Source organism: Natronosalvus caseinilyticus, assembly GCF_017357105.1.
GTDB classification, from domain to species: Archaea; Halobacteriota; Halobacteria; order Halobacteriales; family Natrialbaceae; genus Natronosalvus; species Natronosalvus caseinilyticus.
In genome coordinates, this window is record NZ_CP071596.1 from 2287128 (window position 1) to 2305086 (window position 17959).

Below are 17959 nucleotides of genomic sequence, written 5' to 3' on the forward strand. Positions count from 1 at the left end.
TAGACGAACACGACGGGTCTCGATAGGGGTCTAGCCACACTATGTGGGGGTGTTTAAACGGGACGTCGAAGCGTCCGACGACCGAGCAGCGAAACGCAGAGTCGCCACGGCAGGACGAAGGCCAGCCCGAAGACGACGTTGACGAGGACGAACTCGAGCGGGGCACCCCCGGGGAAGTATTCCGTCGCCCGAATCGCGGCGCCGACGAACGAAGCGCCGATCCAGCCGAGCGTGACGTATCGAAGGGTCCTGGTGGGGCTGGAAAGCGTGTCGAACCGGAGCGTCCCGACGAGCATACTCACGAACAGCCAGCCGACCAGAAACGGCACGGCGGTTCGAAGGGTGTGGATCGGGTACACCCACGGCTCGACCGCGTGCGAGAACAAGCCGATGCCGAAGAAGGCGAGGATGGCGATTCCGTCGCCGAGAGCGACGACGGCGGCGACGACGGCGGTACTCGAGTCGAGGCTGGCGAGTCGGATGCGTTGGGATATCGCGTTCATGGTCATGGTCGGACTCCGACGACGAGCGCTTCGGCGACGATGGCGAGCAAGACGACGCCGAGGTAGGCGTTCGAGGCGTGGAACGTCCGGAGCGTCGCGCGGTCGGTTCGGCGGCGACACTGCACGACTGCCGCGACGAGAAACATTCCACCCGCGGTAATCGTCGAGAGGGTGAAGAGCCAACCGAGCGGGGTCACGAGGCCGAGCACGGTCGTCATCACCAGCGTTCCGCCGAGGGTCAGGAGGATCCGGCGCCGGGCGGCCGAGATGCCCGAGACGACCGGAAACATCGGGTAGCCGGCCCGCGCGTAGTCGTCCCGGTAGACGATCGCGAGGTTGTAGAAGTGCGCCGGCGTCCAGACGACGACGATCAGCGCGAGCACGATCGCCGGCAGCCCGATCGAACCCGTGACGGCAGCCCAGCCGATGAGGGCCGGAAGCGCGCCCGACCCGCCGCCGATCGCGATGTTCCAGGTCGTATTCGGTTTGAGGACGACGGTGTAGAGTACGCTGTAGTAGACGATGGCCGCCAGCGTCAGCGCCGCGACGAGACGGCTGACCAGCGTCACGAGCACGACCATCGAAAGGACGGCCAGCGCGAACGCAAAGAGGGTCGCACGAGCGGCCGACACCTGATCGGTCGCCACGGGCCGGTCCGCCGTTCGCGACATCTGCTGATCACGGTCGCGCTCGTAGGCGTGGTTGAACGCCCCGCTCGCTCCCGTCGCCAGCACCCCGCCGGCGAGCGTCGCCACGACGGTCACGCCGTCGGGCCACTGACCGGTGGTCGTCGCGAGCGCCATCCCCGCGAGCGCGAGCAGACACAGCAGCCACATCAACCGCGGTTTCGTCAACTCGAGGTAGGTTCGCCCCTTCGAACGGAGTCGGGCGTGCGTCGACCGTTCCGCGTTGGCTCGAGTCGGGTTCGACGGCGGCTCACTCGCGGGTGCGGACGACGGCGATTCGCTTGCAGGTTCGGACGACGGTGCAGGCTCGGCGGTGTCGACTGTGGTCCGTTCGGTGGTCGACTCGCCCTCGAGCGTCCAGCCGAGGGCGGCGAGCAGCGCGGTGAAGAGCACGGCAGCGATCGCGAGGTGGGCTCGTCTCGCGACGGGTTCTCCAGTAACAACGACGAGTCCACCGACGGCGACCTGGATCACGAAGAGGGCCACGCCGCCGCTGATGGCGATACGCGTCCGTCGACTCGCCTCCGCCTTCCAGGCGCCGACCATCGTCAGGGCGAGTACCAGACCGACGATCCCGGCGAGCAGTCGATGGCCGAGAACGGCGATCAGCGTCGGGTCGGTCAGTGAGGCGATTCCGTCGGTACAGAGCGGCCACGTCCCGCAGGCGCTCCCGGCGTCGGTCGTCGCGAGCGCCGCCCCCGTCGCGAGCAGCGCGTAGGTCGCGAGCGTCGTTGTCGCGAGAAGGAGAACGAATCGACGTGTCGTAAACAGGGTCGTCATGAGTGGGTAGAGCGTGTTCGAACGGGCGGTTCAGTTCCCGTTCACACGAAGGCGTTCGAAACGGTCGTACCCGACAATTCCCCCGAACATGTTTCGACCGGCTCGAGCGGCGAGAGGTCTCGAGGGTAAGAGGGGGAGGTTGCGGGTAGCAGTTCTGACGTTCCTTACCGTCAGATCCGACGGTCGTCGGTTCCGTCGCCAGTTATCAGAACGGTCAGGGATCCATCCCTCGAGCCTGGATCTGCACCTGGTTACATCCGACAGGACGGTACGTTCGACGAGTGACAGTTCATCGACCGTCGCGAGTCGTGGATGAGAAGCGGGTCGAATCGTAGAGGAGAGAAAACGTGGAAAAGAAAAGCGAGCTCCGCACACGGCGAGCCTACGGTTCCGGATTGAATATCTCGGGTTCAGGTTCGCCCTCGACCTCGATGACGCCCAGCATCCCCCGCCGGGCGGCTCGAGTGAGCGCGTGGTCGACGAGTTTGATCGGTCCGGGAACCGGAGTCTCCATTTCGCCGGCCGCGACGGATCCGGGGACGACTGGCGCGGTTTCGACGAAGCGGCCCGGCTCGGAGACCAGGTCGCCTTCGCGGTAGTACGCGTCGAAGACGTTCCCGATGGGGTGGAGGGCACTCGTCAGGTTCGGCCCGCCGTTGGCGAAGAAGACGCGAACCCGTTCGCCCTTCTGGACGGTCACGGGGCCGTAGCCGTTCCCGGTGAACGCGTAGGCCTCGCCGTTGAGGGTGACGTAGGTTGGCTCCTCGGCTTTCATCTTGTCGAAGCTGAACGCGTGATGGCCCTCCTCGCCGGGCGCGCCCTTCGTGTACAGCTCGTTCTGGCCGAAGTACAGTTCGCGGTCGACCGCCGGGAGGCCGTCCTCGGGCTCGACGAGGATTGCGCCGTACATCCCGGCGCTGATGTGGTAGTCCATGTTCGGGACCGCACAGTGGTAGACGTGCACGCCGGGGTACATCGCTTTGAACTCGATCTCCGCGCTCTCGCCCGGACTGATCGTCGTGTCCTCGGCGCCCCCGCCGGGGCCGTAGACTGCGTGAAGGTCGATGTTGTGTGGCATCGAGTTCTCCTCGCTGTTCGTGAGCGTGAGGTGGATCGTGTCGCCCCGACGTACGCGGATCATCGGTCCCGGGATCTGGTCGTCGAACGTCATGTAGTCGAAGGTGACGCCCGGTTCGATCTCCGCGGTGACCTCCGTCGTCGTCATCGAGATTTCGTGGTGGCGCGGCTCGGTCCAGTCGACCGGCGCTGGAATGTCCGTCGGATCGGCCGCGACGCGGTCGACGTCGACCGGTTTCGCACTCGCGAGCGACTCTTCCGTGTCGGCCGCTGGTTCTTCGCCGTTGCCATTTCCGTTGCCGTTTCCGTTCCCCTCGTCAGCGTTCCCGACACAGCCAGCGACCGCTACTGCACCAGCCACACCGAGTCCCTGCAAGAACCGCCGTCGTTTCGAATTCAGTTGGGTCATTGTCCTCACCTGGGAGTTTGACTTGACGTATGTTCAAGTATGAATACGATTCCCGGACAATGGAAATACGTACGGAGGTGTTCGGATAGGAGTTTAAATATTTAAAAGACCCCTCGTTATGAGGGTGTCAACTTCAAGCAGTTCGTTCAGACGGGGTTCGAATTCGGTGAAATTGGGGACGACACCCCACTATCCGGTCACGCTCGCCAGATGACGGTCACGACTTCGGCGTCCATCTCGAGCGTCTCGTACACGTAGCCTCGATCCTCGAGTTTCGGATACAGGAACTGCGGGGCGCGGTCGTTTCGCTGGATCAGCACCGTCTCCTCGGGCAGCTCCACCAGCCGCTCGAGCGTGTTCGCGAGCGGGGCCGGCGGCCCTAGCGATCGAACGTCGAGCACGGTTCGCGGTCGGTCCTCGGGCGCTGCCGTCCGTTCGACGACGGACTCGTGGTTGTAATTGTGGTCGTGGCCCTGGCCGTGAGTAGACATACGTCTACAAATGAACTCGAGGGTCGTCTACTTGTTCGCGAATGCGTTCGGGTGACGAGCGAGACTGATGGACGAGGGTGCCAGGTGAGGATGACAACTCAGCGTGATCACTGCGGACGACAGACGAAAACGCTCGCGTCTTCGCGCGAACGGTGGAGATGACGGGGTAAGAGTACCAGTTTCGAATGGTGCGTTACTCGGCTCGTTTCGGGAACTCCGCAACGAATTTCCCCGCCTCGGCCTGTTCGACGGCGTATCCGTCGACGTCGAACTCGTCGACTTCCGCCTGGAACTCGTAGAACAGCGGCTTCGGTTCGTGATCGTTGATGATCGTCAGCGTTTCGCCTGCCTCGAGTTCGTCAAAGGCGTCGTGAATCGTCGGGTGGCGGTCGACCGGCGGGATCGATCTGACGTCGAGTGTCGTCATGCAGTCGTCGGTAGTGGTTCCACCGGTATCGGCGTTCCTCCGAATACGTTCGGGTCGATTCTGGGCTCGCAGACGTCTCTCGTCTCCGAATCGCGTGCTCACGTGCGTATCACACCATAATTAGGTAGCGTTCGGACGACCGTCGTGTCGGATACGCGAGAACACTTATGCGGATCCGAACGGTACTGATACTCGATGTATCCGACCGATGCTGGTACACACGGATTCCTCACCGTTCAGGTCGCGGTCCTCCTCCACGTCGGACTCGCCCTCGGAAGCACGGCCCTGCTGTGGTGGCTCGGACTGCCAGCGCGGTTGGCTGTCCCCGCCTTCGTCGTCGCTGTCTTCCTTCTGCTGGTCCCCTTCTGGCCGGTCTATGCCGACTTCCATCCGTCGTCTGGAGAACGCTAGCGCCGCTGCTCGTCGATCTCGAGCGAGATCCTGCCGCGATTCCGTTTCGAGATGATAAACCCCGCGGTCGTTCCCGACCGATCATATTCTGGGGTACTCATTAGGGGAACGCACCCGAACGTGTTCGTATGGCTCACGCGACGCTCACCGTCACGCTCCCGGAGAAGGTGTGGGTGCAGGAGGTCTCGAGCGCCCACCCGGAGGCGACCTTCTACGTCGACGCCGCGGTTCCGGGCGCCGAATCGGGGTTCGCCCTGGTTCGAATCACCGGCCCCGACGTCCCGGCCGTCCTCGAGGACATGGAAGACCACCCGCAGCTCACCGAAATTTCGCTGATTCAGTGGAGCGAGAACGAGGCGACGGTCCACTTCGAGACCACGGCTCCGCTGTTGCTCTTCTCCTCGCGCGATTCCGGCATGCCAATCGAACTCCCAGTCGAGATTCGCCAGGGGAAAGCGACGCTCGAGGTCGCCGGCTCTCGGGACCGACTCTCCCAGTTGGCCGACCAGTTCTCCCGGTTCGGGCTCGAGTACCGCATCGACAGCGTCCAGGAACGGCTCCACGACACGCAGTTACTGTCCGAGCGACAGCACGAACTCGTCGTCGCCGCCGTCGAGCACGGGTACTACGATACCCCGCGCCGGTGTTCGCTGACCGACCTCGCCGACCGTCTCGACATCGCGAAGTCGACCTGCAGCGAGACGCTCCACCGCGCTGAAGAGGCGATCATCAAGCAGTTCGTCGACAATCTGGTCGACGTGGAGCGACACCCGCCGCTCGAGGAAGAGCTGGTGTCCTGATCGATTCTGACGCCCGACGAGGAGTTCGTCGACACCATCACCGACCGCTTCGGGAGCCGAACCACGCTCGAGTCGGCGACGAAACGTCGAACGAGTCCGAAGCGCCCGTTCAGTTCGCGACAGCCAGTCGTGGTTTCAGCTCTCGTCGATCGCTCGAGTGGGGCCGCGGATCCCTACTAACTATACTTATTGAAGTATATCGCATTCTTGCATTCGTCACGGTTCGAGACCGAGCGTTAGGCCCAATACGCCGATGGCGCACGCGTACACAGGGGAGTGCCGCCAGACCGCGTTCAGGATAACTCGGATCGCGTACGTGGGCGACGAATGCCGCGAGAACCCTCCGACGGGCATCTCACACGTCGAACGACGACAACCGCTACCGATCGAAGCGGTACTCCCCGCCGCCGACGGGGTGGGTGTTTTATTCCCCTGGCAGTGGTTCTCGTACCCGACTCGGGCGCTCGACTTCCGTACCGACTCGAGACCGCGGGCGTCGTCCTGATCGAAACGACGACGGTCATCGGAGCGCTCGAGAACGCGAACCTGAGACGCAACAGGAACGGAGATGAACATGACACGACGCACGATTACGACCGCACTCGTCGCGATTCTCGCGGGGTGTTTCGGCGGATTCGGCGGTCCCGGCGATTCCGGCGGTGGGAACAGCGACGACAACCCCGCTCTCTCGAGAGTGGACCAGCGGGGTGACCTCAGACTCACCAGCCCCGCCTTCGACGACGGCGAGCGCATTCCCGACGAGTACGGACGTAGCGAACGGGACGTCAACCCGCCGCTCGAGATCGAGAGGGTACCGGACGAAGCCGACTCGCTTGCCCTGGTGGTCGACGATCCAGACGCCGTCGAACCGGCCGGGCGGATCTGGGTCCACTGGCTGATGTGGAACGTGCCGCCGGAGACGACCACGATCCCGGAGGACTGGGATGCCGCTGGTGCCGTCGAGGGCGAGAACGACTTCGGCGGCGTCGGCTACGGCGGCCCGTCGCCACCGGACGCCGAGCACACCTATCGATTCAAGGCGTACGCCCTCGACGCGGTGTTCGACCTCGAGGCGGGCGCCTCGGCCGACGAACTCGGAAGGGCGATGAACGGGCACGTGATCGCACAGACGCAGTTGACCGGGACGTATCCGCCGTAGGTCGGCTGGGCGGATTCGGACGGGATCCGACAATTCGACCGCCGTCGAGGTACTCGAGGCGGTTATTGTCCCTGTCTCTGTCACTCGGAGCCGTCCCCGTCCCCGTCACCGTCGTCCGTCGACTGTGGACCGCCGCCGGTCTGAGCCTCCTCGGCCTCGCCCCAGCCGCCGCCGTCGACGACCTCGAAGAGCTTCCGCCAATTCTCTTCGTCTTCGCTCTCGGGCAGCTGGTCGCGGAGTTGCTGGAAGTCAGAAGCAGGAACCTGCGTCCGAACGAAGTCGACGATGACTCGAGCGTGGTAGGCTGCTTCAGGCGGGTCGGCGCGCTCGATGTCACTCACCCGTGAGACGAACTCCTTCCAGTCGAATCGCTGGCCATGCTCGTGGACGGCGCCGGTCATGTACCACTGGATCTCCATCGGGAGCGATGCCGCGAAGTCCTCGGCTGCCCCTTCGGGTATGCGCTGTCCTAACGTCATAAGCGTCGCCCGGGTCGCGCGGACGGTCTCGCCGGTGCCGGGAAGCTCGAGGCGGTGCTGGACCTCGCCGGTGAACTCGTCGAAATTCATGGCAGTGAACGGACGACGAATAGCGTTATAAACCAACAGTGGGCGGAGATACCCGTTCACTACCCGAGCGACCTCGAGGGGAAACCACTACTCCTGGATTGCGTACCGAAGCTCGACGAGCCCGCTCTCGAGCGACGTCGTCTTTTCCAGCGTCAGCCGGTTTCTCGGCCCGTTCGTCCCGAACAGGCGAATCCCGCCGCCGAGCAGGATGGGAGCGATGGTCAACTGGAGTTGGTCCAGCTGCCTCGTCTCGAGAAACGCCCGGGCGACCTGAGCGCCACCCACGAGCCAGATACTGGCGTACTGATCCCGGAGTCGGAGAGCGAGATCCGCAACCGGTTCGTCGACGAACTCGACGGTCTCGACGGAGTCCACGACCGGTTCGGTATCGTCGTGAGTTAACACGTACGTCGGCCTGTCCTCGTAGGGCCACGCGCCGAAGGACCGCACCTGTTCGTACGTATTTGCGCCCATCACGAGGGCGTCGATCTCTGCGAAGAACGCGTCGTATCCGCTTTCACCTTCGCCTTCGCTTTCGCGCTCCCTCGTCGATTCAAACTCTTCGAGCCACTCGACGTCGCCGTCGTCGTCGGCGATGAATCCGTCGACGCTGATCGCGATGTAGAGGGTGATCGTCCCGGTGGTCACGCTGCTCGTACGACTCCAGGGGCAATCGTTCTTGGCCTCGAAGAGTGCGTCCCGTCGATAACGACGGGCCTAATCGCTAATCGCTAATCGGCTCGAGGCGCCAGCACCAGCAACGCCACGCTGTCCTCGATGGCCGCCGGAGAGACGTACTGGTCGCCGTCGAAGCGAACGATATCGCCGGCCTCGAGGTCGTGGTCGTCCTCGCCGAGCGTGACGGTCAGGCGTCCCTCGAGCAGGTAGAAGACGATCTGTCGGTCGGGGTGCTGGTGAGAGGCGATGGAATCGCCGGCGGAGAGCGTGAGCCTGATCGTCTGTGGTTCGCCCTCGAAGACGCGGGCGTGGGGTGAGCCCTCGAGGTCCTTGAGGACAGCGCGTTCGGTGGGTGCAGCGGAATCGGTGGTCGGTTGTGGCATATAGTGGTACGCACGCATACCGAAGCCTTGGGGATTCGTCCGAATCGATTCGGGTGCCGGACCTCGATCGATACGGTCGCGACCGGACCTCGAGCGATGCGCCCACGTCCAAATCTCGAGCGACGATTGGTCTCAGACACCCCTGATCAAACTGGTCACGCCGATCGTTTCCGCGATCACCCAGCCGACGAACACCAGATAGCTCACGAGCAACAGGTACGCCTCTCGGGTGGTCAACGAGAGGTCGGTTCGCATGACCGCAAAGAGGACCACCGTGGCGAGGGTGAGCACGCCGAACATCGGGATGGCGACCGCGAAGTCCACCGCGACTGTCCCGACGATCAACACGCCGATGGGAATCGCCACGAGCAGGTCGAACGTGTTCGAACCGAGGACGTTACCGAGGCTCGTCTCCTCGTTGCCGCCTCGAGCCGACCGAATGCTCACCAGCATGTCAGGCAGGCTCGTCGCACCCGCGATAATCGTGACGCCAGCGAGGAACTCCGGGATGCCGAACGTCGCGCCCAGCGATTCGACGCTACCCACCAGCTGATGGACCGCCACGAGGATCAGGAGCAATCCGCCGGCGAGTTTCGCCCACTCTCGAGCGAGGTCGATCGACGGCTTCGCCTCCGTGGCCTCGTAATCGCTGACGTCCTGCCACTGGATGAAGAGGTACAGGCCGTACAGCCCGATCGGGAGCATCGCGAGCGGGCGGGTAATTTCGCCGCCGAGCCCCGAGCCGTTGGGGACGGGGTTGTAGATCACGGCTAGCGCGAACGTGATGATCAGCCCCGAGACGGCGATCATGTAGAACTGGGCTTCCTTGTAGACGATGGCCCGATTCGTCTCCATGGTTCCGTGCGAAAAGATGCCGGCGAGCGCGGGGATCACCAGGATGTTGAAGATCGCGGAGCCGACGACTGCCCCGACACCCATGTCGAACGTCCCGGCCAGCGCCGTGAACACGACGCTCGCGAGTTCCGGAAAACTCGAGCCGACGGCGACTACGATCGATCCCTGGACGACGGCCGGGAGTTCGTAGTACGCCGAGAGCGTATCGGCCGACCCCTCGAGCCAGCCGCTCCCGATCCATATCACGCCCGTGGCCACGAGGACGACGGCGACGTCGGCCAGCGACCCGCCCGCGAGGACTCCTGGGAAGACCATTGCCGGACGTGTTGGGACGGAAGGATATAAATCGGTCCGAAATGTCGACGTGTTCGACGCGCCCGTCGCCATCGACGCGAATATGTCCGGGACTACCCATAGGATACCGGAGCCCCTCCCGTTCGGTATGCGCGGCTTTCGATCCCCGTTCGGCGCGGAGGACCTCTTCGACGACTACGACGACTACGTTCCGGAGAACCTTCCGAAGCCGGGGCCGTCCCTCGAGGAACACGACCTCTTGACCGGCGACGATCACCTCGCGTTTCATCGGCTCACGCGAGACTGCTTCGAGGAGCGGAAGGTCTACGACATGACCTTCAACTACAACCTCGCCAGGCTCAACCTCGACACCCGCCACCCGGGCGCCGGCTACCGGTACGCCCGGGACCGCGACGACCCCGCGGTCCTCCGGGCGGAGTTCACCCCGACGACGCCGTTTTGCCCGCAGACACACACCCTCACGATCGGCTCGTTCCGGGCCTGGAACGGCCTCTCCGACCGCCACGAGTACGACCTCGTCTCGGTTCGCGCGGCGCCGATGCACCACCAGAGCGAGGCGATCAACGCCCAGCTCGAGGAGGTCGAGGCCGTCTTTCTCGAAACGGGTGCAGTCGATCACGAGCCGAGCGGCGACATCGGGTCCAATCCGATGGAGCGCTCGATGGGTGCGACGGGGCCGAGCCGGGGCAGTTCGGACGCGCCGTTCTGAGGTTGTGACCGTCGCGTTTCTGGGTCGTGGTTTCTCGTTTCTCAGGAGGTGCTCTCGTCGCTCATCGCTCGCCGCCTCACCGCCAAAATACCCGCCAGCGAACGCCGACCGGAATATGTTCGGAACCATCTCGAGGTAGCTCGAGCCCCTTTCACTGACTATGAGCGCGATACCGGGATCGATCGACGCGGATCGAGGTCCGCCGATGACGATCCCTCTTCGACACTTTCTGGTCGGGACCGGGCTGTTGCTCGCCGGGGCCCTCGCGGGAGCCGTCCAGTCGTTCGACGGAACACTCGTTCCCGGGAACCTCGGGCTGGTACACGTTCACCTCCTGCTGGTGGGCTGGGTCGCCGTGACGATCATGGGCGCGATGACCCAGTTCGTCCCGGTCTGGTCGGGCGTCGCCATTCACTCGAGGCAACTGGCGATCGCGCAGCTGTGGCTGGTCGTCGCCGGCCTCCTCGCGTTCGCCGCCGCGCTACTGCTAGGCGCGTACCGCTGGCTCCCGCTCGGCGGGGTCGTGATGCTCGCGGGGTTCTGGACGTTCGTCTACAACGTCGGGCGAACGCTTCGCTCGGCTCGACCGTGGGACGTCACCGAGCGTCACTTCGCCATCGCGCTGGGCTTCTTCGTCCTGCTGACCGGCCTGGGCGTGGTTCTCGCGGCCGGCCTGACGCGGCCGATTCTCGCGGATACGCCCGTGAACCACGGATCGGTCCGGATGAGCCACGCGACCCTCGCGCTCTACGGGGCCGTCCTCACGACCGTCTACGGGGCGCTCTACCAGCTCGCCACGATGTTTACCCAGTCGAGTCTCCACGGAATCGACCTCCCGCTCCGTCGACTTGAGTCGGTCGGCCATCCCGTGGGCGTCCTCGCGCTGGCTGGGGGACGGCTCTTCGACGTCGCGCCACTCGCACGCATCGGTGCGATCCTCGTCGTCGCCAGCGCCCTCGGAATGAGCGTGATCCTGGCCCGTCGGCTCCTCGAGGCGCAGGTGCCCTGGACGCCGATGCTCAGTCGGTACGCCGTCCTCGCCGTGGCGATGGGTGGGTGGGCGATCTGGACCGCTCTCGCCTGGTTCCGCGACCCACTCGACCCCGCTACGCTCTTCGGCGCCCCCGGCGCCTTCTCGCTGTTGATCCTCGGCGTCGTCGGCTTCGTCGTCCTCGGGACGCTCTCCCACGTGGTTCCGTTCATCGTCTGGGTCCACCGGTACAGCGACCGTCTCGGTCTCGAACCGGTGCCTATGATCGACGACCTCTACGACGACCGGGTGGCACGGGTCGACTTCGTCTGTTTCGTCGTCGGAGTGGGGTTGCTGGTCGCCAGCGACGCGTTCGAACTCTCGGGAGCCTCGGGGGCCCTGGGAACGGTCTCGACCGTCGGTGGGCTCTCGGTCACAGTCGGCGCTGCGCTCTTTCTGCTCAACGTGATCCTGATCCTTAGACGCCACAGTCCCCACTCGGTTCCGGGCTTGCTGTTCGGCCGGTTCTCGAGCGACGAGCCAGGAAGCGAGCCGCCGCCCTCTCAGCCCCGGTCCCAGGTTGAGCCCCAGTCCGGCGTCGACTCGCCTCCCAGGTGACCGAAGACAGCAATAGGGCTCGGGAAATCCTCAGTGAGTGATCGGTTTGAACCGCCCGTCCTGCATAGAGAGGATGAGTGCAGCACAGCGACATCGGTTATATTACATTGGCATCGGTGAATCATCCACTCACTACACGTGCGTATTGACCGGCGAAATATTTCTCCTCTGGGTTAACTCTCGTGGGGCTGTGCTGGAATCTCGTGAGACGACGCCCACTCGAGCATTGGTTCCAACGCAGCCTGAAGTTCGTGACCGCGTCCGGTTAGCTCGTACTCCACGCGTTGGGGCACCTCGTCGTACTGCGTCCTCGTCGACAACTCGCCGTCGACGAGTTCGTGCAGCCTGTTTGAGAGCGTTGAACTGCTCGCTTCTGGGAGGTGCGCTTCGAGCGTCGCAAAACGCATCGGACCGTGTGAACCGATGACACCGATCGTTTCGAGAGCGTACTTGTTCGCAAGGAGCTCGAGCGTACCGATGAGCGGCTCGTAGTAGGTGATTTCCGGCTCGTTACACCCACAACCGCATCTAGCAGAGTTCATACATGGACTATAAACGGCCGGGAGTATACCTGTTTTCCACCCTTCGCTTTGATAGCTCGAAGCGGCTGTCGACTGCCGAACCGACTGTTGAACGGAGGACTCGAACCTATAATCCGGTCCGAAATCGATCAGTAGTCAATGACAGACGATTCGGCCCACTCGAACGAATCGACCGACACGACACCTTCGACCGGGAACGTCGCCTCGGGCCCGGATCACGACGTTTCGTTCCGCGAGGCGTTCTGGATTTGGGTGCAGGTCGCTGCCTACAGCTTCGGTGGTCCCGCCGGACAGATCGGCGTGATGCACAAACTGCTCGTCTCACAGAAGCGCTGGATTAGCGAACGTCGATTTCTCCATGCGATGAACTACACGATGTTGCTACCAGGACCGGAAGCTCAACAACTCGCGACGTACATCGGCTGGCTGTTGCACAAAACGAAAGGCGGGATCGTCGCCGGGACGCTGTTTATCCTCCCCGGATTCGTCTCGATCCTCGCACTCAGCATCCTCTACGCGGAGTTCAGGGAGGTGACGTCCGTCGAGGCGATCTTCTTCGGCCTGCAGGCTGCCGTCCTCGCAATCGTCGTCGAGGCCCTGATCAGAATTGGTTCTCGAGCGCTGGCAAACGCGGCCATGGTCGCCATCGCCGCGGGGGCGTTCATCGGTATCTTCGTCTTCGATATCCTGTTTCCGATAATTATTCTCACCGCGGGGCTCGTCGGCTTCTTCGGCCATCGATATGCCCCAGAGGTGTTCACCGTCATTACGGGACACGGTTCCGATGAAGGTGACGAAGACGGGGTAAACGCCCGCGAAAGCGAGGACGAATCGATCCTGGACGATCGAGGCGAGCCAATCGCGAGCGACGAGAGCGAGACCGAGGCCGTCATCTCGGACGAACTCATCGCAGACCACGAACGACCGTCGACGTGGCGGGCCGCTCGTGTCGCCGCCTTCTGGGGAGCGCTCTGGTTCGGCCCGCTATTGAGCCTCTACCTCGTTCTCGGTGCCGGCCACATATTTACTCAGGAGGGTATTTTCTTCAGCCAGGTAGCGGTCGTCACCTTCGGTGGCGCGTACGCCGTTCTCGCCTATATCGCTCAGGAAGCCGTTGCAACCTACGGCTGGCTTGAGGCGGGCGAGATGATCGACGGCCTGGGAATGGCCGAGACGACGCCCGGCCCGCTCGTGCAGGTCGTCCAGTTCGTCGGCTTCATGGGTGCGTACAGAAATCCGGGAATGCTCGATCCGCTCGTCGCCGGTATCCTGGGTTCGATCGTCGTCACCTGGGTGACGTTCGTTCCCTGTTTCCTCTTCATCTTCCTCGGGGCGCCGTACATCGAGTATCTCCGCGGAAAAGAATCGCTGACGGCAGCCCTTTCGGGGATCACCGCCGCCGTCGTCGGTATCATTCTCAATCTCGCCGTCTGGTTCGGCCTGCACGTCCTCTTCGAGGACCACTGGACATACGACGGGTACGGGATGGACCTTCTCGTTCCCTTCTTCGAGACGCTCGACGTTGCCGCACTGGTAATTGTAGCCGGCTCGTTCGCGCTGATCTTCCGGTTCAAGCAGGGAATGCTCCGAACACTCGCCATAGCGATGGCCGCTGGGCTGTTTTACCATCTCGTGTTGCTCGCATGATCAGACATCTCACCCGAACTCACGCGATTTCTCGTCTGCGCTCGTACGATCGGTCTCCCTCTCCGCGTGTAACCGATCGATCCTCACTTCCCGCTCGAGCGAGCCAGAGTCTGTATCAACAATGACGCCGACTCCAAAACTCGAGACGCGAACTCTCGGACGGGTCGTCGACGGCGACCGCCTTCTCGAAGACGTCTCAGTGTCGGTCCCCGAATCGACCGTGCTCGTCGTCGTCGGCCCGTCGGGCGCAGGGAAATCGTCGTTTCTCAGACTGCTCAACCGTCTCGACGAGCCGACCGAGGGGACGGTGCTCCTCGATGGCGAGGATTACCGGGATCTGCCCCCGAGAGGTCTCCGCAGACGCGTCGGGCTCGTTCCGCAGGATCCCGCGCTCGTCCCCGGAACCGTTTTCGACAACGTCGCTCGTGGCCCGCTCCTCCGGGACGAGTCGATCGACGAGACGCACCTCGCGGAATTGCTCGAACGCCTTGGACTCACCGGCTACGAGGACCGTGACGTCGAAGAGCTCTCGGGCGGCGAGAAACAGCGCGTCGCGATCGCTCGTACCCTGCTGAACAAACCCGATGTCCTCCTGCTCGACGAACCGACCTCCCACCTCGATTCGGCAGCGGAAGAGCGCGTGGAGGCACTTCTCGTCGACCTCATCCGTGAGCTCGATCTCACCGTCGTAATGGTTACCCACGACGAGGATCAGGCGCGACGAATCGGTGACCTCGTGCTGGTCCTTCGGAACGGTCGCGTCGACCGCGTCGGTCCGGTTGAAGAGGTGTTGGCCTGATGGACGCCGTACTCGAGGAGTTCCTCGAACAATTCGCCGATCCCGTTCTCCTCACGGGGCTCGCACAGGTCGCTGTCGCGGCCGTCCTCGCCGCGCTCGTGGTAGGACTCTCCCATCTTCGAGGGCTGACGCTCGAGCGCGAACTCGCCGTCGCCCTCGTCCGGGGGTTGATCCAGATCGTCGCGATGGGATCGATCGTCGGCGTGTTATTGACGGTGGACTTCGTCTGGAGCGGCGTCATCCTGCTGGGGATGATGATCGGGGCGACGTGGATCTCGAAGAACCGCGGCGAAGGGTTGCCGGGCGTCGTGCGGGTGTCGTTTTTTGCGATCGTGTTCGGATCGGGCCTCGTGATCGTCACGATGACGCTCGCTGGCGCGATCGAGGCGACGGTTCGGAACCTCGTCCCCGTCGGAAGTATGATCATCGCGAACGCGATGCAGATCAACTCGCTCGCACTGGATCGTTTCAAGAGTGAAATTGCATCGAACCGGGCGGAGATCGAAGCAGGACTGGCACTTGGAGCACCGCCGACGGCCGTCATCTCACGGCACGTCGAGACAGGGGTCCAGGCGTCGCTCATCCCGGTGATCGACTCGCTGAAGAGCCTGGGCTGGGTCTGGATCCCAGGAATCATGGCCGGGATGATCCTCGCGGGCGAGAATCCGATCTACGCGGCGCTCTATCAGTTCGTCATCATGGCGATGATCTTCGCCGCCGGCGGGTTGACGAGTATGACTAGCAGTCTGTTGATCGGGAAGTACGTCTTCACCGACGCCGAACAGTTGCGCCACGTCGAGACGGACTCGAGCAGCTAAACCTCTGCCGCAGACGTCGGTCGTTATCGCTCTCCTGTACTGACCGTTCACAATTTGTATTGATCATCCTCGGTTCGTGCTGCATTCGCGCCCTGTATTCAGCACGCAGTTCTTGTCAGGGCTGAAGGATTTCAACGGAACCAGAATACGAGATACGAACGTATTCGGACGAGGAATTTCCCGGCTCAACGCGCGAGTAGTGGTCGACGGACACCACAGCAGGCTCGAGCCGTGAACGATCGAGGGTACCATTGGGCGACTCGAGGCGCGAGCGCTCAGATCCGGATTCGACGAACGTGCTCACCGCCACCTCCGGCTGGTACCTCCTCGGCGGCTACTGGCTCTCAGGTCGCGGAACCCGTCGCGTGCAAGTCGGCGAACTCGCCGAACGGCTGTCGGTCGCGCCGGCCAGCGTCACCGAGATGGTCGACGTACTCGCCGACGCCGCACTTCTCGAGACGGAACCTTACGCCGGGTTCGAACTGACCGACTGCGGAACGGCACACGCGGAAGCGCTGGCGTGGCGTCAGTGCGTCGTCGCCACCTTCTTCGACCGTACGCTCTCGTACGCCATCGACGACGAGACCGCCTACCGTATCGGGTACGAACTCCCGAGGCGAGGACTCGTCCGCCTCGAGGAGCGTATCGACCGGACCAGCGAACGAACGTGTCGTCGTCTGGCCGACGACGGGACGTGCCTCGTTAGAACGTTCGGATAGCCCGATAGCCCGCAGAAGGCCGTGAATCGCTACCCACCTGTTCTCGTCGGATACTGCAAGAGACGAGCGTCGAGGGCGGAACTCGAGTCGCTCCCGAGGCCCTTTCCCGAAATCGATTCGCCGTAGAAACGGGCGGGGGTGGGGCCTTTTATCGTGTCGTCCCATGAGTACCACTATGCCAGGTGGGCTGGACCCGACTGAGGAATACGATGGTTCCATCAGAGTTCGATTGTTGGACGATACTGACGGAATTGAAGAGGTTCGGTGTGCGTCCTATTATGACGCGATAGCGGTGGTGAAGGAAAATCAACACGACGTCACTGCAGCGAAAATCATCGACCGCGACGACGAGGTCGTGTTCACCTCGGTCGATACGCGCATCGAAGACTGGGCGGCCGAGTGGGAACACGCGAAGCGGAGCCTCTCCGTAACCGTCGAAGATTACGACTGTCCCTACGATAATATCGCCTGCTTCGCTGACGACCTCTGTGTCCAGTGTAAGATGGACAAGGTGCAAAACGAGTACTGACGCGGCCTGCTGGTCAGGTCACTCTCTCAAACGAGGTACAGCAAAACTCGTTGGGCTATAGAAATCCGCCGGTCTATACGACCCCATCGGCGCTACGGACGACGAACACCGGAATCGGGGACTTGTCGACGACCCGTTCGGAGACGCTCCCCATCGTAATCCGTTTCTCTCGAGGACTCTTCCCGTGAGTGCCGATGACGATCAGATCGACGTCGTGAGTCTCGGCGTACTCGAGGATCGTTTTGGCTGGTGTGCCGCGCTCGACCGCCTCGACTCCCTCGAGTCCGGCCTCCGACGCTCGGTCGGTGACGTCGGCGACGGCCGCTTCACTCTCGCGTTCGAGTTGGACCTTGATTTCCTCGCGCGTCTCGCCCGTTGCTGCTTGGACGATCCGCGTGTCGATGACCGACAGCGCGTGGACCCTCGCATCGTTGTCGGCAGCGATCGGAAGGGCGTGCTCGAGTGTCTGATCGATAGTGGCGCTCCCGTCTGTCGGAATGAGGATCTCGTCGTACATTGTCGGTCTCTGTATCGATTGACACGCCCTGCAGTGAAAAAGACACGTTCCGCCACTCGCTCGAGCGTGAGGGGCATTTCAATCGCTGCAAACGGATCTCGGTGGTGGCCTTCGACGGGTCACGCGAAAGCGTACGTGAATCTCGAGGAAGCGCGCAACCCGCATATCCGCTTTGTGGAATCCTCGCCCTTTATCGCGGAGAGGATGTTAATCTGTCGTGCACGCACGAGAGCATTGCTATCGTGTGTCTCAGTAGAACGAGTTGTGTGGTGAGGTCGACGAAGCCGTCTCGAGCCGGTATTAATGCTTTTCTACCACTATCCGCAGAGATTAGTATTGGTCTAATCTCACAATATAACTGGGGCGAACCGGTTTCCTCGTGTCGTCGACTTTGATGATGCGACAGCGACCCAGAACGGAGTTCCTGAGTCGGTCGATCGAGCAATACGTTCCTTCTGAAGCGTATTCCTGGTTGTCGGCTACGACAATTCCCTGCTCTCATTAGAACAGAGCTGGGCGGTCAACGGTCCGTCGACTACGCTCCAAAC

21 protein-coding genes are annotated in these 17959 nt (G+C 62.9%); 10 read left to right on the forward strand and 11 right to left on the reverse strand.

Features of this window, described 5'->3' with window-relative positions; genetic code table 11:
- Positions 1 to 53 precede the first annotated feature (53 nt).
- The 5 genes from J1N60_RS11035 to J1N60_RS11055 form a co-directional block, all read right to left on the reverse strand.
- Positions 54 to 509 (reverse strand): DUF3054 domain-containing protein, encoded by a 456-nt coding sequence (locus J1N60_RS11035; protein ID WP_312907418.1) that lies wholly within the window; start codon positions 507 to 509, stop codon positions 54 to 56.
- Positions 506 to 1969, reverse strand: a complete 1464-nt coding sequence (locus tag J1N60_RS11040) for a heme o synthase (protein WP_312907420.1) — start codon at positions 1967 to 1969, stop codon at positions 506 to 508. The genes J1N60_RS11035 and J1N60_RS11040 overlap by 4 nt, the downstream gene beginning before the upstream one ends.
- 382 nt (positions 1970 to 2351) lie before the next feature.
- Complete coding sequence (gene nirK, locus J1N60_RS11045; RefSeq protein ID WP_312907422.1) at positions 2352 to 3455, reverse strand: copper-containing nitrite reductase; 1104 nt, start codon at positions 3453 to 3455, stop codon at positions 2352 to 2354.
- 197 nt (positions 3456 to 3652) lie between these two features.
- Positions 3653 to 3946, reverse strand: a complete 294-nt coding sequence (locus tag J1N60_RS11050) for a DUF2249 domain-containing protein (protein WP_312907423.1) — start codon at positions 3944 to 3946, stop codon at positions 3653 to 3655.
- 193 nt (positions 3947 to 4139) lie between these two features.
- Positions 4140 to 4373, reverse strand: a complete 234-nt coding sequence (locus J1N60_RS11055) for a DUF2249 domain-containing protein (RefSeq protein WP_253434883.1) — start codon at positions 4371 to 4373, stop codon at positions 4140 to 4142.
- Between the two features lie 195 nt (positions 4374 to 4568).
- Between J1N60_RS11055 and J1N60_RS11060 the strand changes: the two genes are divergently transcribed.
- From J1N60_RS11060 to J1N60_RS11070, 3 genes are all read left to right on the forward strand, one after another.
- Positions 4569 to 4784 carry a hypothetical protein gene (locus J1N60_RS11060; RefSeq protein ID WP_312907425.1) on the forward strand — a complete coding sequence of 72 codons (216 nt, stop codon included), beginning with the start codon at positions 4569 to 4571 and terminating at the stop codon, positions 4782 to 4784.
- A 128-nt stretch (positions 4785 to 4912) separates the two neighbouring features.
- Complete coding sequence (locus tag J1N60_RS11065; RefSeq protein ID WP_312907426.1) at positions 4913 to 5584, forward strand: helix-turn-helix domain-containing protein; 672 nt, start codon at positions 4913 to 4915, stop codon at positions 5582 to 5584.
- Between the two features lie 694 nt (positions 5585 to 6278).
- On the forward strand, positions 6279 to 6743 hold the full coding sequence (locus J1N60_RS11070; protein WP_312912578.1) for a YbhB/YbcL family Raf kinase inhibitor-like protein: 465 nt from the start codon (positions 6279 to 6281) through the stop codon (positions 6741 to 6743).
- Positions 6744 to 6823: 80 nt separating this feature from the next.
- Here the strand turns inward: J1N60_RS11070 and J1N60_RS11075 are convergent, their stop codons facing one another.
- The 4 genes from J1N60_RS11075 to J1N60_RS11090 form a co-directional block, all read right to left on the reverse strand.
- Complete coding sequence (locus J1N60_RS11075) at positions 6824 to 7312, reverse strand: DUF2267 domain-containing protein (protein WP_312907428.1); 489 nt, start codon at positions 7310 to 7312, stop codon at positions 6824 to 6826.
- Positions 7313 to 7399: 87 nt separating this feature from the next.
- A complete protein-coding gene (locus tag J1N60_RS11080) occupies positions 7400 to 7960 on the reverse strand; it encodes a dihydrofolate reductase family protein (protein ID WP_312907430.1) in 561 nt (186 codons plus the stop codon).
- A gap of 83 nt (positions 7961 to 8043) precedes the next feature.
- Positions 8044 to 8373 carry a cupin domain-containing protein gene (locus tag J1N60_RS11085; RefSeq protein ID WP_312907432.1) on the reverse strand — a complete coding sequence of 110 codons (330 nt, stop codon included), beginning with the start codon at positions 8371 to 8373 and terminating at the stop codon, positions 8044 to 8046.
- Positions 8374 to 8505: 132 nt separating this feature from the next.
- The gene (locus J1N60_RS11090) at positions 8506 to 9543 is read right to left on the reverse strand and encodes a sodium:calcium antiporter (protein WP_312907434.1); all 1038 of its coding nucleotides are present in this window, start codon (positions 9541 to 9543) and stop codon (positions 8506 to 8508) included.
- Positions 9544 to 9670: 127 nt separating this feature from the next.
- On the opposite strand from J1N60_RS11090, the gene J1N60_RS11095 reads away from it, so the two are divergent.
- Together J1N60_RS11095 and J1N60_RS11100 are read left to right on the forward strand one after the other, a co-directional pair.
- Positions 9671 to 10252 carry a DUF7998 family protein gene (locus J1N60_RS11095; RefSeq protein ID WP_312907436.1) on the forward strand — a complete coding sequence of 194 codons (582 nt, stop codon included), beginning with the start codon at positions 9671 to 9673 and terminating at the stop codon, positions 10250 to 10252.
- A gap of 160 nt (positions 10253 to 10412) precedes the next feature.
- Positions 10413 to 11840, forward strand: a complete 1428-nt coding sequence (locus tag J1N60_RS11100) for a hypothetical protein (RefSeq protein WP_312907438.1) — start codon at positions 10413 to 10415, stop codon at positions 11838 to 11840.
- Positions 11841 to 12013: 173 nt separating this feature from the next.
- Here the strand turns inward: J1N60_RS11100 and J1N60_RS11105 are convergent, their stop codons facing one another.
- Positions 12014 to 12382 carry a winged helix-turn-helix transcriptional regulator gene (locus J1N60_RS11105; protein WP_312907440.1) on the reverse strand — a complete coding sequence of 123 codons (369 nt, stop codon included), beginning with the start codon at positions 12380 to 12382 and terminating at the stop codon, positions 12014 to 12016.
- A gap of 138 nt (positions 12383 to 12520) precedes the next feature.
- On the opposite strand from J1N60_RS11105, the gene J1N60_RS11110 reads away from it, so the two are divergent.
- The 5 genes from J1N60_RS11110 (at position 12521) to J1N60_RS11130 (ending at position 16894) form a co-directional block, all read left to right on the forward strand.
- The gene (locus tag J1N60_RS11110) at positions 12521 to 14029 is read left to right on the forward strand and encodes a chromate transporter (protein ID WP_312907441.1); all 1509 of its coding nucleotides are present in this window, start codon (positions 12521 to 12523) and stop codon (positions 14027 to 14029) included.
- A 121-nt stretch (positions 14030 to 14150) separates the two neighbouring features.
- Complete coding sequence (locus J1N60_RS11115) at positions 14151 to 14828, forward strand: ABC transporter ATP-binding protein (RefSeq protein WP_312907443.1); 678 nt, start codon at positions 14151 to 14153, stop codon at positions 14826 to 14828.
- Entirely contained in the window at positions 14828 to 15646 is an 819-nt protein-coding gene (locus tag J1N60_RS11120) for an ABC transporter permease (protein WP_312907445.1), read from the forward strand. The genes J1N60_RS11115 and J1N60_RS11120 overlap by 1 nt, the downstream gene beginning before the upstream one ends.
- Before the next feature lie 251 nt (positions 15647 to 15897).
- The gene (locus J1N60_RS11125; RefSeq protein ID WP_312907446.1) at positions 15898 to 16365 is read left to right on the forward strand and encodes a metal-dependent transcriptional regulator; all 468 of its coding nucleotides are present in this window, start codon (positions 15898 to 15900) and stop codon (positions 16363 to 16365) included.
- Between the two features lie 175 nt (positions 16366 to 16540).
- Positions 16541 to 16894: a hypothetical protein gene (locus tag J1N60_RS11130; RefSeq protein ID WP_312907448.1), complete on the forward strand. Its 354-nt coding sequence runs from the start codon at positions 16541 to 16543 to the stop codon at positions 16892 to 16894.
- A gap of 73 nt (positions 16895 to 16967) precedes the next feature.
- Here J1N60_RS11130 and J1N60_RS11135 read toward each other — a convergent pair whose 3' ends face one another.
- The gene (locus J1N60_RS11135) at positions 16968 to 17411 is read right to left on the reverse strand and encodes a universal stress protein (RefSeq protein ID WP_312907449.1); all 444 of its coding nucleotides are present in this window, start codon (positions 17409 to 17411) and stop codon (positions 16968 to 16970) included.
- Positions 17412 to 17959 lie beyond the last annotated feature (548 nt).

Coding starts and splice junctions, on each gene's coding strand:
- J1N60_RS11035 (WP_312907418.1), bottom strand. CDS start 509: ATGACCATGAACGCGATATCCCAACGCATCCGACTCGCCAGCCTCGAC.
- J1N60_RS11040 (WP_312907420.1), bottom strand. CDS start 1,969: ATGACGACCCTGTTTACGACACGTCGATTCGTTCTCCTTCTCGCGACA.
- nirK (WP_312907422.1), bottom strand. CDS start 3,455: ATGACCCAACTGAATTCGAAACGACGGCGGTTCTTGCAGGGACTCGGT.
- J1N60_RS11050 (WP_312907423.1), bottom strand. CDS start 3,946: ATGTCTACTCACGGCCAGGGCCACGACCACAATTACAACCACGAGTCC.
- J1N60_RS11055 (WP_253434883.1), bottom strand. CDS start 4,373: ATGACGACACTCGACGTCAGATCGATCCCGCCGGTCGACCGCCACCCG.
- J1N60_RS11060 (WP_312907425.1), top strand. CDS start 4,569: ATGTATCCGACCGATGCTGGTACACACGGATTCCTCACCGTTCAGGTC.
- J1N60_RS11065 (WP_312907426.1), top strand. CDS start 4,913: ATGGCTCACGCGACGCTCACCGTCACGCTCCCGGAGAAGGTGTGGGTG.
- J1N60_RS11075 (WP_312907428.1), bottom strand. CDS start 7,312: ATGAATTTCGACGAGTTCACCGGCGAGGTCCAGCACCGCCTCGAGCTT.
- J1N60_RS11085 (WP_312907432.1), bottom strand. CDS start 8,373: ATGCCACAACCGACCACCGATTCCGCTGCACCCACCGAACGCGCTGTC.
- J1N60_RS11090 (WP_312907434.1), bottom strand. CDS start 9,543: ATGGTCTTCCCAGGAGTCCTCGCGGGCGGGTCGCTGGCCGACGTCGCC.
- J1N60_RS11095 (WP_312907436.1), top strand. CDS start 9,671: ATGCGCGGCTTTCGATCCCCGTTCGGCGCGGAGGACCTCTTCGACGAC.
- J1N60_RS11100 (WP_312907438.1), top strand. CDS start 10,413: ATGAGCGCGATACCGGGATCGATCGACGCGGATCGAGGTCCGCCGATG.
- J1N60_RS11105 (WP_312907440.1), bottom strand. CDS start 12,382: ATGAACTCTGCTAGATGCGGTTGTGGGTGTAACGAGCCGGAAATCACC.
- J1N60_RS11110 (WP_312907441.1), top strand. CDS start 12,521: ATGACAGACGATTCGGCCCACTCGAACGAATCGACCGACACGACACCT.
- J1N60_RS11115 (WP_312907443.1), top strand. CDS start 14,151: ATGACGCCGACTCCAAAACTCGAGACGCGAACTCTCGGACGGGTCGTC.
- J1N60_RS11120 (WP_312907445.1), top strand. CDS start 14,828: ATGGACGCCGTACTCGAGGAGTTCCTCGAACAATTCGCCGATCCCGTT.
- J1N60_RS11130 (WP_312907448.1), top strand. CDS start 16,541: ATGCCAGGTGGGCTGGACCCGACTGAGGAATACGATGGTTCCATCAGA.
- J1N60_RS11135 (WP_312907449.1), bottom strand. CDS start 17,411: ATGTACGACGAGATCCTCATTCCGACAGACGGGAGCGCCACTATCGAT.